Raw genomic sequence first — 14,393 nt, 5'->3', positions numbered from 1 at the left:
GGGTACGGCCGGGTTGGCCGTTTGTGTAGATTTTCGCCAATGGCCTTCCGGGTCAAGTTGCAGTGCGATGAACCCGCCAAACGGGGCAACCGGGAACCCTCGGCGCTTGCGCGGGTCAGCAGAAGTCCCCATCCCCGCATGGCCGACCCGGACGACCGGCGGCGGTCCCCGCAGTACAGAAGAGATTCCCCATCGAGCACACCGAGCAGGTCGAACACCATCGCTGGACGCCCCCGGGCCCGCCATCGCGTGGGCTGGCGCCTCTCGACGGACCCACGCGCGCGATGCTGCATCAGCTGCGCTGGCGAAAGGCTCCGCCCAACCGCGGGCGTCGCTGGCTGGCGCTGGGCATCGTGCTGGTGCTGCACGTCCTGTTCGGCTGGCTGACCTGGCACGAAATGCAGTTGGGCAAGGCGGCGGCGCGGGCCCAGCAAGAACGCACCGGTGCGTTGCTGGTGCGGCTGATACCCCGCGCGGCCACGCCGCCTGGCCCGGCCGCCGCGCCCGAACTGGTGCCGCCGCCACCGCCGGAACCAGCGCCACCGCCGCGCCCGGTCAACCGGCCCCTGGTGCACGAGCCGCCGGCGAAGAACGCCATGACAGTAAGTCTGCCGCCCGAGCCGCCGGCGCCTGCCAGCTCCAGCCCGCCGTCGCCGCAGCCGGATCTTTACAACGCCACCGGGCAAGCCGCGCTGCCTGCCACGGCGAGCACGGCCGCGCCCGCGCCCGAGGGCGACTATGTGCGGCAGATGCCGCAGGGCGATGCGAAGATCATGCAGCACACGACCACCGTGCCGTACAAGGCCACCCGCTTCGAGAAGGACTGGCAAAAAGGCGGTGGCAGCTCGGTCGATGACGCGCTGAAAAAAGGCGTGGACAAGAGCACTGTCTCGCACACCTTCCACATCGCACCCGGCGTGCGCATCCACTGTTCGGTGTCGCTGCTGGCCTTGGGTGGCGGCTGTGGTGGCGATCCACCGCCGCCTCCGCCATCCAACGACGGCGACATGCGCATGAACATGGCGCCGGCCAGCCAGCTGGCGCCCGGTTCGCCGCCACCCAAGACGGTGAGCGTGGCCGAATGCATTGCCATCTATCGTGCCGAGAAACCGCTGCCGCAGGGCTGTCCGGTCGACACGCCGACGCGCGCGGTCGATGCCGAAATGCAGGAACGGGCATCCCATCCTTCGGCGCAGGACGGCGGTTGATCGAGGGACTTCTCAGAACCTCGCCACTGCCCATTACACTTCGCCCATGGACAGGGAATCCGCGGGCCGGCTGACAGTGACGCTTCCATCGCCCAAGTCGGCGGCGGAGAGCGCGGGCGTCTATCGCAGGCGCCGCGCGGAGCGCCCGCGCGACCGCTGGTTGCGCATCATCGCCTTCGTTGGCGCGCTGTTCGTCCATCTGGCTTTTCTGGTCGGGATCATCCTGGGACCTGCCTACGAACTGGATGAACTCAACGACGAGACGCCGCCACTGGTCGTGCGCCTGATCGAGAAACCCAAGGAAGAACCGCCACCGCCACCGCCCGTACGCGGCACGCCGCCCAAGCAGGTGGGTCCGGTGCATCGGGGCAACGCGAGCAATGCGCCGCACACGGCGCGCCGCAGCAGTTCGTCCACGCGCACCAACAACGATCTTTCGCCCGTGCCAGTGCCGGCCATGCAGACGCCGGTGGTCACCGACGTGCCCAAGGCCACCGCACCCAAGCCGGAAATCACCGCTGCCCCACTGCCGCCGGTGACCCTGCCCAAGCCGGCGCCTGCCGAACAGTTGCAACCGGTGCCCACGGCGCCGGAGCCACCGCAGGTCGCGCTGGAAACGCCGGCGGTAGAGAAACCGGTGCCGCCGAAATTCCAGCCCGAGCCGATTCGCAAACCGCAGGCCGAAGGCAACCAGCCGGTGCAGCCGCCGGCCTCGCTGGCGCTACCCGAAGTGCCACCGCAATCGGCGCCGGTGGTTACGCCACCGACCGTCGCGCTGGAAAAGGCGGTGCCGGTTACCACGCCGCCGAGCATCGCGGCCGTGCCCCGTCCCGAAGCTCCGGCGTCGCCGCCCGAACCCGAGCTGCAGGCCGTGCCGCTGCCGGCGCAGGCGGCGCCTACGGTGAATCTGCAGCCGCAGCCAAACCCGGTGGCGCCGGTCGTGCCACGCGAACAACCGACGATCGAATCGCCAGCGATCCGCGTGGCGGAAGAACCGCAGCTGGAAGCCGTGCCGTTGCCGCCCAATCCGCAGCCCTCGCTGGAACATCCGCAGGCGCCGCACGTGGATGTGGCGGCACCCAAGGCCATCGCGCTGGACAACCCGCCGACGATCGAGCGACCGCAGCTATCGGAGACGCCTGCGGAGGCCGCGCCGACGCAGAATGCCGCGCCGACGTCGGCTGCCAACGCATCGACGCAAAGCGCCTCCAGCGCACAGTCCAACACCGCCAGCAACGAATCGAGCCGTTCCTCCAGCGAAAGCGGCGAGAGCAGCGCGCCCAACGCGACGCCGCAGGGCAGCCGCACGGGTACGCCAGGCCAGGCCAATGGCGTGAACCAGGCGCCCAATGTGGCTGGTGGCAAGGGGCTCAATCTCGGCTTGCCGCCCGGCAAGGGCAACGGAACCAGCAACGGCCAGGGCGGCAAAGGGCAGGGCGAGCAGGAAGGCGCCGTGGGCACCTATGTGCAGCTCAAGCCGCATGGCAATACCGAAATCATGTCGCACGGCACGCCTAGCATCGGCTACACGCCCACGCGCTTCGAAAAGGATTGGACGCCCGAAGGGGAAAGCTCGATCGACACGGCACTGCGCCGTGCCGTCGAGAAAACCACCATGCGCCACACCTTCCATCTACCGCGCGGCGTGCGCGTGGAATGCGTGGTGATGCCGCTGTTCCCGATGGCGCTGTTCGGTTGCGGCGACGGCAATCCACCGCCACAACCGGTGGACGACGTGGTCTACGACAAGATGAAATTGGCGCCGACCAATCCTCTGGTTCCGCCTGCACCTGGCGCTGCCGCGCCAACGATGGCGACCGTGAAGCTCGACAACAGCGCCCAATGCGCCGCGGCACGCGTGGCCGGTGGCCCCATGCCGCCAGGTTGTCCGACCGAAGTGACGCTGCCCGTGGGTCCTGCGCGCAGCAGCACGACGTGGGTTCCCGCGAGCGACCAGTTCCACTGATCGCTGCGGTCCTCACGAGGGTGGCGCCTGCTTAGCGTGGTGGGCGCAGGCTTGGCGCCGGAGCCCACCCCTGCATTGCGTGCTCAGCGCAGGATGCCGTCGGTTTTCAGCTTGGGAATCAGCGCTTGCGCGAGCTGCGTGGTCGCCTTGGGAATGTCGTTGATGCCGATGCCTTGCGTGGTGACCGTCCAGATCAGTTTCTCCGAACGCGGATCCCACACGCTGGTTTCCAGCGTCACCAGGTCGTACTGCTGCACGTCGGGGGTCGAGGCCCACGCGCCGCCGTACCAGCCATAGAAGCCGCCATACATCGGGCCCGTCGGCGTGACGCTGATCTTCTGCTCCACTCGCTGCACGCGCGTCACCAGCACGGCCTGGGCGCCGCTGGACTTGACCAGGTCGCGCAGTCCGATCGCACCGGTGGTGCCAGCGGGGATCTGCGTATAGCTCGGCGCCGCCTGGATGCCTGCAGCCTGCAGCTGTTGCGAGAAGGTGTCTTCAAAGATGTGGCGCATGGTATCGCTGCGCGAAATGCCCACGACCACCACGTTGGTCGCGGGCGGTCCCGGCCACGACGGATCGCGCCACTGGTTGGTGATGCTGACGTTGGAACACGCGCTCAGCACAAGGCCGGCAACGATCACGATCAGACGCAACGCTTTCATGGCGATGGCTCCTGGAAGGCCCGTCCTACGGGCGGGTGGCAAACCGATTGTGCGGTGGGGTTCGTGGAGACTCCGCGATTGCGCCGCTGGCGCTCACGGCGATGGCCGCAGCAGCGAACCGAAGGTGAGATAGACCGAATTGTGGCCGCCCTGGGCGTAGCCGTAGCCGAGGAACAGCGGCCCGAGGGGCGTTTGCACGCCCAGGAACAGGCTGCTTGCGTAGATCAGCGAATCGAGCCGCACCTGGCTCTTGCTTTGCCAGGTATTACCGGCCTCCAGGCTGGCGCCGATGTAAATGGGCGTGGAGAACAAGGCATCCATCCGGCCGGTGCGCCGGTAAAGCACGGCGCGGGCAATGGCCGACTGGTTGCCGTTCAACGACCGCTCCGGATAACCGGACAGGTCGAGGAAGCCCCCAAGGAAGCCCTGGGTCTCGAAGAAATTCTCGTTGTTGAGCGTGCTGGATGCGCGCAAACCAAGCAGCAGGTGGTAGCGACTTTCGGCCATGCCGAAGTCGGGCACCCAGTCTGCATTGATCTTCACGACGTCAGCACTCACGTTGCCGCCGAGCCAGGGTCGATACCACTCGTAGTCGAGGTTGACGTGGGCGCCGTGCGACGGAAATTGCGCGTTGTCGAGACTGTCCCAGTCGATGCCCACCTTGGTCATCGCGTATTCGGCGGTCTGGCTGGGCGGAAACTCGGTGGGACTGCCGATGCGCAGGTCGCCGCTGTCACGCCCGCGTTGGAAGGCGGCAAGTACCCGCCAGTACGTCGATGGCGACCAGCCCGTCTCCACGCCCAGATAGCGGCGCTTGATGCGGTATTCGGCCAGCTGTCGGTCGCCGTCGCTGGTGAATACCGGATAGTCCTCATTGCGCAGCAAGCCATACGGCATGACGTAACCACCGGCACCTTGCCAGAACGGCTGGTAGAACTCCGAGGCGATACCGCCGATACGGCCTGCCCACAGCGTGTTGCGCCATTCCGCGCCAAGACTGTTGAGGTTGGTCGCGGTGATTTCGGCGGAAATGAGGTATTCGCTGCGTCCCGCAAAGTCGTCGTCGAGTTCGAAGCCGACCTTGCCGTACAGCGGCCCCCACGGTTTGTCGCGTGGAATGATCAGCAGTCCGCGATCGTTGCCCTGCTGCTGCAGGCGGTAATCGATCTGCTGGTAGTTGCCGCGACCGTAGATGCTGCCAATCTGTTCTTCCAGCTTGTTCGGATCGAACGTCTGGCCGACGTCCTTGCTGAGGCGCTCGTCGACGAACTGGGCCGTGTCGGTGTGCGAGGCGTCCACTTTCAGGAAGGCGACCAGCCCCGGGTCGAACTGCCGTTGGCGATGCTCCGCGTTGAACTGTGCCCACTCATCCGGACCCACGGACAGCGCCTTCAGCCGGGGCAGGGCCGCTTCGGCCGCGGCGCGGCCAATCGCGATCGCCTGGGTGCCGCGATTGAATTCCGCGGCACTCATGTCGCCGAGCGCCGGCGTGATCAGGATGTCGTTGCTGCCTAGCGTCGCGAGCTGCTGCCGGGTTTTGTCTTCCATCAACGCGCTCACCATCTGGTTGAGCACGGCCAGGGGATTGCTCAACTGTTCGCGCTTGGCCAGCGGCGAGCCGACGTTGACCACGATCAGCTGCGTGGCGCCCATGCTGCGCGCGACGTCGATGGGCACGTTATCCATCAGGCCGCCATCGACCAGCAGCAGATCATCGACATTGGTGGGCGCGAAGGCACCAGGCACGGACATGCTCGAGCGGATCGACAGGGCCAGATCGCCCGAACCGAACACCACCGCCTTGCCTGCCACGATGTCCGTCGCGATAGCCCGGAACGGTATGGGCAATTGATCGAAGTCGTGCACGTCCCAGGTGGAAATCAGCAGGCGGCGCAGCAAAAGCAGCAGCTTCTGACCCTGCACCACGCCGGCCGGCGTGATGATGTGGCCGTTCTTGTAGCCCACTTCGAAATTGAGCAGATACCGGTAATCGGCATCCTTGCGGCGCATCGGCAGTTCGCCGCGCGCGGGGTTGTCGGAGAACAAGTCATCCCAGTCGAGCGAGGTGATGATCTCGTGCATTTCCTGCGGCGAATAACCGGCCGCGTACATGCCGCCTACGATGGAGCCCATGCTGGTGCCGGAGATGCGGCAAACGGGAATGTGCTCGCGCTCGAGTACTTCGAGCACGCCGATGTGCGCCGCGCCGCGCGCACCGCCACCGCCCAGCACCAGGCCGATGCATCGGCCCGACGTCGGCATGGGTGCGGACTGCGCCCAGAGAGGCGCCACGGCACATAGGCAGAGCAAGAGGAACCAGCCAGCGCGTCGACGCATTCTTACCCCCAGGCACGCAAACGGCGTTACCTTGAGTAGCGCCGAAGTGAAGGCATCCTAGGGCAGAATTTCGTGCCGCGCGTCCGTGAAATTACTCAAATGCGCCTGTCATCTTGCATGTTTTCGTGCACGGTTTCGTCACAAAGCTTTCTGTGTCGAGGAGCTTCCGATCTCGCGTGAGGCTGCTCGTCAGTACGCATGCGGGAGCCGGGCGGCTCCCTGGCCGTCACAGCATGCGCAGCATTTCCTTCAGCAGCGGCAAGCGACGCACGCGCACCGCACTGACGCGGAACACGGCATTGGCCAGGGCCGGTGCGGCGGTGGGCATGCCCAGGAAGCTGGCGCCGGTGGGATCGCGATCGCCCGGCACGATGATCACCTCGGTGGTGTCCGGCAACTGGGCCATGTTCGCCAGCGGGTAGTCCTTCCAGTTGCGCTGCTGCACCTGGCTGTCCTTGTAGCTGATCGACAGGTTCAGCGCGGTGGACAGCGCATCGAGCGTGGCGCCCGCGACCTGGCCTTCCAGTCCGGTCGGGTTGATCACGCGGCCCACATCGACCGCGCAGACCACGCGTTCGATGTTGAGCTTATTGCCCTGCAGCGAGGTCTCGATCGCGTGCGCCACATAGGCGCCGTCCACATGCCAGCAGGCGATGCCCAGGCCATTGACGGTGCGCAGCCAGTTCTTCCACTCGATGCGGTCGGCCACCAGCTTGAGCACATTGATCAGGCGCGCGGTATCGAGCGTGCGGTTGTCGCCGAGCGGGATCACGCGCGGCTCGCCGATCAGGCGCAGGCGCGTGACCAGCGGATCTTCCTTGAGCGATTGCGCGATCTCGTCGACGAAGCTCTCGATGGCGAATGCATTGTTGACGTTCGGCATGCCGCGCGAAGGTCCGCGCAACATCGCCGAGGGCAGCGAGTACCAATCGCTGCGCAAGTTGGATACCAGGCCCGCCGGCAGCTGATGGGCATCCAGTTCGGACGTCCACAGGTGGTTGTCGGGCACGCCGCGCTGAGCGAGCGCGGAGGCACTGGCCAGCCGCTGGTTCCAGCTGGTGACCTGGCGCTTGCCGTCCAGCGTGGCGGTGAACTTGTGCACGGTGGCCGAGCGATAGAAGTCCTGCGTGAGGTCTTCGTCGCGCGTCCACATCAGTTTGACCGGCTTCTCGACGGCCTTGGCGAGCATCACGGCTTCGGCGACGTAATCGTGATCGAGGCGACGGCCATAGCCGCCGCCCACTCGCGGCACGCGGATCTCGATCTGCGCAGGGGCGAGGCCGGTGAGCCGCTGCACGACTTTCCATGCCAGCTTCGGCGCCTGCGTCGGCACCACCAGCATGGCGCCGTCCTTGTCGATGCGGGCCACGCAGTTCATCGGCTCCGGCGTGGCGTGCGCCAGCCAGGGTTGCACGTAGGTTGCTTCTACCCGGTGCGCGGCTTTCTTGGCGGCCGTGTCGACGTCGCCGTCGTTGCGCACGCGTGCGGCCGGCTGGGCGTTCTTGTCATTGAGAACGTCGCTGGCCTGCTGTTCGAACCAGGCGCTGCTTTCGCTTTGCGCGCCGGCCTTCCACTGCAACTTGAGCTTCGCGCGACCCTGCAGGGCAGCCCAGGTGTTCTCGGCGAGCACGGCCACAGCGGGCGAGCGCACCGTCTGGCCGAGCGGGATGCCAGCTTCGGGCTTGATCTGCACGACTTTGACGACCCCCTTCACGGCCATCGTGTCGGTGGTATCGAGGCTCTCGACGCTGCCGTCGGGCCAGGGGCAGTGCGATAGCACGGCGATCAGCGCCTCGGCCGGATAGGTATCCAGCGCGTACGGCGCCTGCCCGGTGACGATGGCTCGCGCGTCGATGTCGCCGGCGGGCTGGCCGATCAGGCTGTAATGCTCCGGCGACTTGGGCGGCACCGGCGTGGCAGGCGGGGCGATCTTGGCGGCAGCATCGGCGAGCGTGCCATAACCGAAGCGACGACCATCGGGCGCGATGACGCTGCCTTCTTCGCAACGCAGCCGATCGGCGGGAACGCCAAGACGTCGCGCCGCCGCCTGCAGCAGCAGCCAGCGCGCGAGCGCGCCGGCGCCACGAAGATCAGCCCACGCGGCGGGAATCGAATCGCCCAGCCCGCTGGTCTGGTGTCCGTAGATCCAGCGCGGCTGGCCGTTGTCGTCTTCCACGCCAAGGCCGAGCGAGACGACGCTCACGCGCGTCCAGTCGGCATCGAGTTCGTCGGCGATGATGCGCGCGAGCGAGGTGGACGTGCCGGTGCCGGTGTCCGGATCGCGCACGCCGATCACGATGTTGCCGTCCGCATCGATGCGCACATAGGCGCCGAGGCCATACAGCGTGTCGCCCAGCATGGCGGCGGGGACAGGCGCATCGGCGGCGTCCGCGAACGGAATGCCGATGATCAAGGCGCCGGCGCTACCGGCCAGCACCTGCAGGAAACGTCGACGCGACAGCTGCGGCATGTGGTCGTTGGTGCGGCTCATGCGTGCGCTCCCTTGGCGACGCGCTTGATCGCAAGGCGCACGCGGGTCTGGCAACCGCAACGGCAGAGGTTGGGCAATTGGTCGATGTCGTTGTCGCTCGGTTGCGGATGGCGAGTGAGCAGATCGAGCGAAGCCATCAGCCAGCCGGGAGTGCAATAGCCGCAGCCGATGGCGTCTTCGTCGACGAAGGCCTGCTGCAGCGGATGAAGTTTGCCGTCGGCCGCGGCCAGGCCCTCGACCGTGGTCACCGCCTTGCCGGCCAGCTTGGCCACGGGCAGGGTGGTGGCCGAGGCGAGCTTGCCGTCCACCAGCACCAGGTCGTAGCCACCTTCGCCGTGCTCACCGCTGTACTTGGTGCCGGTGAGGCGCAGCACATCGCGCAGATACCACAGCAAGGGCATCTGATCGTCACCGGTGTGGCGATAGCTCCTGCCATTGATCTCCAGATCGACTCCCTCGCGCACCTTCTCGGCCACGATGGTGTTGCTTGTTCCGGGTGTCGGTAACTGGTCTTGCGACTGCGCCATCGGTACAGAACTCCTTGGATATCTACTTATTGTGGCATCGGAGCGCGATGCTTAGGAGGTAACCCGGCTGAACAGGCGTCGCCACACCAGGTAAACCGGGATGCCCGCGGCCATGATCAGCAGGCCGATGCCCGTGTTCAGGGGGCTGCTGCGCAGGCTCTGCACCATGACCAGGCCGATGGTGGCGATGAAGATCAGCGGCAGCAGCGGGTAGCCGGGTACGCGGAAGCTGGCCTGATCGCCTTCGCGGCGGCGATACCAAAACAGCGTGCCGACGCCAAAGGCGCAGGCGAGCCAGTCGCCAAAGGTCGCGTAATCGAGCAATTGGCCGTAACTGCCGGACCACACCAGCACAATGGCCCAGCCCGACAGCAGCAACAGCGCCACGTTGGGCGTGCGGTGCTTGGGATGCAGCCGGGCCACGCTGCGGAAGAACAAGCCGTCTTCGCCCATCACCTGCAGTACGCGGGCTCCCGCCACCAGGGTGATATTGCAAAAGCCCAGCGCGGAAATCGCCACGCCGACCGCGATGAGCTTGGCCCCTGCGGTGCCAAAGACACGCTGCATTACATCGGCCGCCGGCGCGCGGCTGGCCGCAAGGCCGGCATGGCCCAGCACCGCGAGATAGGCCAGGTTGACCAAGGCGTAAGCCGCGATCACCAACAGCATGCCGATGAACAGGGCGCGGGGCAGCGTGCGTTGCGGCTCGCTGACCTCGCCCGCCAGATTGTTGAGATAGGTGAAGCCGGAATACGCAAACAGCACCGGCAGCGCGGCGCCCATGAAACCGACGTCGGCGGTTTGCGGGTCGGTGGCCAGCATGCCGTGGCCACTCACGCCGGCCAGGAACAGGCCGCAGACCACCAGCACCGCCACGGCCAACAGCTTGAGCAAGGTGAACAGGTTCTGCACCTGGGCACCCAGGCGCAGCCCGAACAGGTTGATCAGTGCCACAAACACCAGCGCGCCAATCGCCAGAGGGGTGGCGGCGCTGGCGGGCAGGCCGAACAGCGAAGCCGCGTAGCTGGCAAAGATGGTGGCCACCGCCGCCGTCGATCCCGAATAGATCACCAGCAACATGCTCCAGCCGAACAGGAACCCGGCCAGTGGGCCAAATGCTTCACGCAGGTATACATAGCTGCCGCCCGCGTGGGGGCGCCGCGCTCCCAGTTCCGCATAGCAAAGCGCGCCGATGAGTGTCAGCAGGCCGGCGCCAACCCACATCAGCAGCAGCGACAAACCGGACGATGTGCGCATCGCCACGACGTACGGATTGAGGAAGATACCGCCGCCGATGATGCCGCCGACCACGATCATGGCCGCGTCCCAGGGTCGGAGGCGACGGACGTATCCGCCGGACGTCGAGGTATCGGTCATGAAGGCTTCGCTGCGTGAAAGTGCAGCGAGCATCGCAACTGGGGCCAGTATCGGCAAGCCCTCGCCGCTGGCCGGGCCCGCAAAGAGAAGGGCCGGCATCGGCCGGCCCTTCGTCGACGATCAAGCGCTGATGCTTAGAACACCGTCATGAACAGCGCCAGGTTGGTCACGTTGAGCGTGCCGATGCCGGCGCCGGGTTCATACCCGCCCACGCCCTTGTAGAACCAGTTGTCTCCGGACTTGATGTCGTTGAACGGCGAGAAAGCGCCGTAGCCGAAGATGTTCTGCAGCGGATAGATCTGCGGGTTCCACAAGCCCTGGCGACCGCGCGTGGCCTGCTTGAGCAGAGCACTGATGCCGTTGAGCTGCGGTGCGACGAAGCTGGTGCCGCCTGAGCCGGTGAGCAGGCCCGGGCCATCCAGCGAGGAGACCAGGCTATAGCCGGTTTCCGGGTCGGCGTTGAGCGAGATGTCCGGCTCATTGCGGCCCTTGAAGTTGGCCGGCAGCGTGTAGTCGATGTCGAACTCCGGGAACAGCCAGCGCTGGTTCTTTTCGCTCTTCTTGATCCCGGGCGTGAACGCCTGGTACAGCGGCAGCGGCCAGAACACACTCACGCCGCCACCACCGCCCACCGAGAACACGGCGACGTTGAGACCCAGGTTCTTCTTGAAATAGGTCTGGATGTAATCCCAGCCCCAGACACCTTCCTTGGTGATCGATTCGACCGGACCGCCGCGGAAGCTATAACTGAAGGGCACCGTGGTGCCGCCCGCGGTGGTGATGAACGGATCGGATCCCGGGGCGTCCGCCGTCAGCGGCGGCGGTACCGGATCGGTCAGCGAGCCGCCAAAGTTGCGTACGGTGTCATAGGCGCCGGAGTCGCCCGAGGTGGCGAACATCGAGATGCCTTGCACCGCGGCTTCCAGGAACACCTGATGGAAGGCGCGCAGTTCGTCCGTGAAATCCACGCCGCCTTCGGTCTGCGGGAAGTACAGGATTTCCGGCGAACCCCAGCTCACTGACAGGCTGTCGACCTTATTGTCGGACACCGCCTGATTGAACACATCGAAGAAACCGGCATCCGTATTGGGCGCGTCATAGACGATGATGTCCGCCCACGGTGCGAGGCCGCCGGACTGCTCCACGTCCAGCGAGGTTTCGCCGGAACCGGCAGGGCCGCTCAGCGGACCGCCGCCGTCCACATGCACCTGGGTGATGCGGTTGGGCTTGACCGACAAGCCGATGGCGCTCCAGTAGCTATAGGCGTCGGCCGGCAGGAAATCCGCCAGCGTGGCGATGCCGATGGTCGAGCCCTTGCCGTTGACGCCCGCCTTGTAGAGCGGATTGATGTTGTAGCGATTGGCCACGTCGCCCACGGTGAACTCGCCGGGTGTGCAGGTGGCGGTGGGATTGCCGGTGCAGGGCGGTGCAGCAGGCGCCGCCGCAGCGGTTCTGGCGGCCGGGCTCATCGTCGACGCCGAAGCGGGCGCGACGGGCTCGAAGGCCGACACGCGATGCGAGCGGTAACGTGCCTCGGAGCTGAGGCCCGAGGCAACGATCAGCGTGCCCGACAGCGACGAGGGCAGGGTGGGCTGGTTGCTCGGACGATGGAAGGTCGTGCCATCCGCGCTTTGATAATCGTGAATGGACGTCTGGAAGGCTTTATTGAACTGGCCGACCGTGCCGCTCACCTTGATGGCGAGATGATTGGGCAGCAGCTCCACTTGCGTGAGTCCCTGCTGTTTGACGAAGGCCTGCACCTTGGCGATGTCGCTGGCCGACGCGCCGAAGCGATCGGCAAACTGATCGGTAGTGAGGAAGCGGTGGTAGGAGGGGTTACCCTGGGTCACCGTGCTGTAAACGAGACTTTCCAGCGCCGCCTGGTTTCGAAGGCCCAGTACGAGCGTAACGTTCACTTTCTGGCTGGTGTTGCTTGGGCCGAGATCGGCCGGTGACGAACTGCCGGCAGCCATCGCTACCGAAGTAGCGCCACCGAAGAGCAGAAGGCCGAGGGAGACCGCGAGCGACTTGCGATGCAACGTCGAGAGCATGTTGTTTCTCCAGGGTAGATACAGCCGACGCTGCGCGTCGACGACGCCCCTGCGCGCCGCCGCGCCTTTCAGCGAGGCCGTAAAACGGACGTAATCGCTTTCCCCAAAATCCCAGCCCGCCCCCTGGAGACACATTCGCGCTGGTGCTCCGAACCTACGCCTGAGATGCCACCGGGTGAAGTGCCCGCCACGTCGCAGGAAGTCACGAAACCCGCGCCGCGCCTCAATCGGATTCGCAATAAATTACGTCTATATCGTTTGGACTACGTATTAGTGCGAACCAGTTCGCTAATCGCACATGGTCTTAGGGCTATGCAGCCTGTAATTTGCGCGTCGACCGCGCATGTACTTGCGTCAGACATCACAGCAAGGAAGCTTTCATGAAAAAGTTTGGATTGGCCGCGACTGCGGCGATTGCGCTTGCGACGATTTCGACCTCCGCTGTTGCGGCGGACGGCCAGTTCTTTGTCGCCGGAAGTCTTGGGCAATCCAACTTCAATACCAGCTACATCGGCAATCAGGACAAGACCGACACACAAGGCGCGCTACGACTGGGCTACGCCTGGCGCAGCGGCTCGCTCGAGTACGGCGTGGAGGCTGGTTACGCTGACCTCGGCAAAACATCTGCGACGGGAAGCTATACGAATCTGATCCGAGGGATCCTCTTGATCGAGCGCGTCGATTACCGCAATCAGTTTTCGGCCAAAGGCGGGATCCTGGGCGGCAATCTGAAATACAACCTCGGATCGTGGTACCTGTCAGGGCATGCCGGGTGGTTCCGCGCAAAAGTCGACAGCGAATACGACGCCACCTATACGCCCATCTACAACCCCCTGGCCAGTACCGGGTATTCACATACTCGCGGTTCATCCACGTCGACCAACGAATACGTTGGCGTGGGAGCTGGCTACAACTTTTCCAAATTCTGGAGCGTTGGCGTCGGTTACGACTACTACGACTTTGGAAGCGACTACGGTCACGTGAATGCCTATTCGGCTACGGCGGAATTTCGCTTCTGAGAATCGATCCTTGGGTTATCGGCAGCTTGCGGCCACAAGCTGCCGCACCTCGCTAGGCAGCAAGGACCAAACCTTAAACACGCAAGGAAGCAATTCCATGGGTAAACATACTTTTGTCGCCGCACTGTTCGGTGCGGTCGCCTCCGGCTCGGCCATGGCACAGGGTGGACAATTCTTTGTGGATGGCGGTATCGGGCGGGCCAGTCATGACTTTTGGGAAGCCCAGAACTACAACGACAAAACTGATTGGGCCACGTCCATACGTGCGGGCTACCTGTGGCACAGTTTTGTGGATTACGGCGTTGAGTTCGGTTACGCCGACCTCGGCCAGGCTGTAAATCGATACGACTTCGCGCATAACTTTGGCGCTGCGAGGAAGCGGGATTCGACAGCGGCCAATGGCTGGCTCTTGGGCGGAAGACTGGAATACACCGTGGGTCGGTCCTGGTATCTGTTGGCCAGGGGTGGGTGGTTCAGACCTCGCGTGACTCAGGAATCCGCTTCGTGGTACGAAGAAGATCCATTGTTTGCTCATCCGGTCTTTGGCTACGACCACGACCAGAGTTCATTTAACACCGGTACGCACGGCTATTACGGTATCGGCGTTGGCTACAGCATTTCGGCTCAGTGGCGAGTGGGCCTCAATTACGACCACTACGACTTAGGTTCCGTCTATACCTATTATTCGAGCCACAGCGTTCCGTCGTCCTACGTGAAAACCTACTCGGCATCCGTCCAGTACAGATTCTGAC

10 protein-coding genes are annotated in these 14,393 nt (G+C 64.9%); 4 read left to right on the top strand and 6 right to left on the bottom strand.

Annotation, left to right across the window (positions count from 1 at the left end; genetic code table 11):
• The first annotated feature begins 284 nt into the window (after positions 1 to 284).
• Positions 285 to 1,208, top strand: a complete 924-nt coding sequence (locus AC1DMY_RS13660) for a hypothetical protein (RefSeq protein ID WP_477165476.1) — start codon at positions 285 to 287, stop codon at positions 1,206 to 1,208.
• 46 nt (positions 1,209 to 1,254) lie between these two features.
• Entirely contained in the window at positions 1,255 to 3,174 is a 1,920-nt protein-coding gene (locus AC1DMY_RS13655; RefSeq protein WP_477165475.1) for a hypothetical protein, read from the top strand.
• 83 nt (positions 3,175 to 3,257) lie between these two features.
• Here AC1DMY_RS13655 and AC1DMY_RS13650 read toward each other — a convergent pair whose 3' ends face one another.
• From AC1DMY_RS13650 to AC1DMY_RS13625, 6 genes are all read right to left on the bottom strand, one after another.
• Complete coding sequence (locus AC1DMY_RS13650; RefSeq protein WP_477165474.1) at positions 3,258 to 3,839, bottom strand: hypothetical protein; 582 nt, start codon at positions 3,837 to 3,839, stop codon at positions 3,258 to 3,260.
• A gap of 93 nt (positions 3,840 to 3,932) precedes the next feature.
• Complete coding sequence (locus AC1DMY_RS13645) at positions 3,933 to 6,101, bottom strand: patatin-like phospholipase family protein (protein WP_477165473.1); 2,169 nt, start codon at positions 6,099 to 6,101, stop codon at positions 3,933 to 3,935.
• 301 nt (positions 6,102 to 6,402) lie between these two features.
• Positions 6,403 to 8,667 (bottom strand): xanthine dehydrogenase family protein molybdopterin-binding subunit, encoded by a 2,265-nt coding sequence (locus tag AC1DMY_RS13640; protein WP_477165472.1) that lies wholly within the window; start codon positions 8,665 to 8,667, stop codon positions 6,403 to 6,405.
• The gene (locus tag AC1DMY_RS13635; RefSeq protein ID WP_477165471.1) at positions 8,664 to 9,194 is read right to left on the bottom strand and encodes a (2Fe-2S)-binding protein; all 531 of its coding nucleotides are present in this window, start codon (positions 9,192 to 9,194) and stop codon (positions 8,664 to 8,666) included. The genes AC1DMY_RS13640 and AC1DMY_RS13635 overlap by 4 nt, the downstream gene beginning before the upstream one ends.
• A 51-nt stretch (positions 9,195 to 9,245) precedes the next feature.
• Positions 9,246 to 10,571, bottom strand: coding sequence for an APC family permease (locus AC1DMY_RS13630; RefSeq protein WP_477165563.1), 1,326 nt, complete (start codon positions 10,569 to 10,571; stop codon positions 9,246 to 9,248).
• Positions 10,572 to 10,705: 134 nt separating this feature from the next.
• Positions 10,706 to 12,622 carry a S53 family peptidase gene (locus AC1DMY_RS13625; protein ID WP_477165470.1) on the bottom strand — a complete coding sequence of 639 codons (1,917 nt, stop codon included), beginning with the start codon at positions 12,620 to 12,622 and terminating at the stop codon, positions 10,706 to 10,708.
• Positions 12,623 to 13,002: 380 nt separating this feature from the next.
• Here AC1DMY_RS13625 and AC1DMY_RS13620 point away from each other — a divergent pair, with 380 nt between their 5' ends.
• Together AC1DMY_RS13620 and AC1DMY_RS13615 are read left to right on the top strand one after the other, a co-directional pair.
• Entirely contained in the window at positions 13,003 to 13,641 is a 639-nt protein-coding gene (locus AC1DMY_RS13620; protein WP_477165469.1) for an outer membrane protein, read from the top strand.
• Between the two features lie 97 nt (positions 13,642 to 13,738).
• A complete protein-coding gene (locus tag AC1DMY_RS13615) occupies positions 13,739 to 14,392 on the top strand; it encodes an outer membrane beta-barrel protein (protein ID WP_477165468.1) in 654 nt (217 codons plus the stop codon).
• Position 14,393: the final 1 nt, after the last annotated feature.

It is taken from the genome of Dyella sp. 01L423 (assembly GCF_056399945.1).
Note: the sequence above shows the minus strand (reverse complement) of the source record. Positions and strands in the feature narration are given on the sequence as shown.

Excerpts from the sequence above, each read along its gene's own strand:
- AC1DMY_RS13625 (WP_477165470.1), bottom strand. The coding sequence starts at position 12,622 with ATGCTCTCGACGTTGCATCGCAAGTCGCTCGCGGTCTCCCTCGGCCTT.
- AC1DMY_RS13615 (WP_477165468.1), top strand. The coding sequence starts at position 13,739 with ATGGGTAAACATACTTTTGTCGCCGCACTGTTCGGTGCGGTCGCCTCC.
- AC1DMY_RS13645 (WP_477165473.1), bottom strand. The coding sequence starts at position 6,101 with ATGCCGACGTCGGGCCGATGCATCGGCCTGGTGCTGGGCGGTGGCGGT.
- AC1DMY_RS13635 (WP_477165471.1), bottom strand. The coding sequence starts at position 9,194 with ATGGCGCAGTCGCAAGACCAGTTACCGACACCCGGAACAAGCAACACC.
- AC1DMY_RS13660 (WP_477165476.1), top strand. The coding sequence starts at position 285 with ATGCTGCATCAGCTGCGCTGGCGAAAGGCTCCGCCCAACCGCGGGCGT.
- AC1DMY_RS13620 (WP_477165469.1), top strand. The coding sequence starts at position 13,003 with ATGAAAAAGTTTGGATTGGCCGCGACTGCGGCGATTGCGCTTGCGACG.
- AC1DMY_RS13630 (WP_477165563.1), bottom strand. The coding sequence starts at position 10,571 with ATGACCGATACCTCGACGTCCGGCGGATACGTCCGTCGCCTCCGACCC.
- AC1DMY_RS13640 (WP_477165472.1), bottom strand. The coding sequence starts at position 8,667 with ATGAGCCGCACCAACGACCACATGCCGCAGCTGTCGCGTCGACGTTTC.
- AC1DMY_RS13650 (WP_477165474.1), bottom strand. The coding sequence starts at position 3,839 with ATGAAAGCGTTGCGTCTGATCGTGATCGTTGCCGGCCTTGTGCTGAGC.
- AC1DMY_RS13655 (WP_477165475.1), top strand. The coding sequence starts at position 1,255 with ATGGACAGGGAATCCGCGGGCCGGCTGACAGTGACGCTTCCATCGCCC.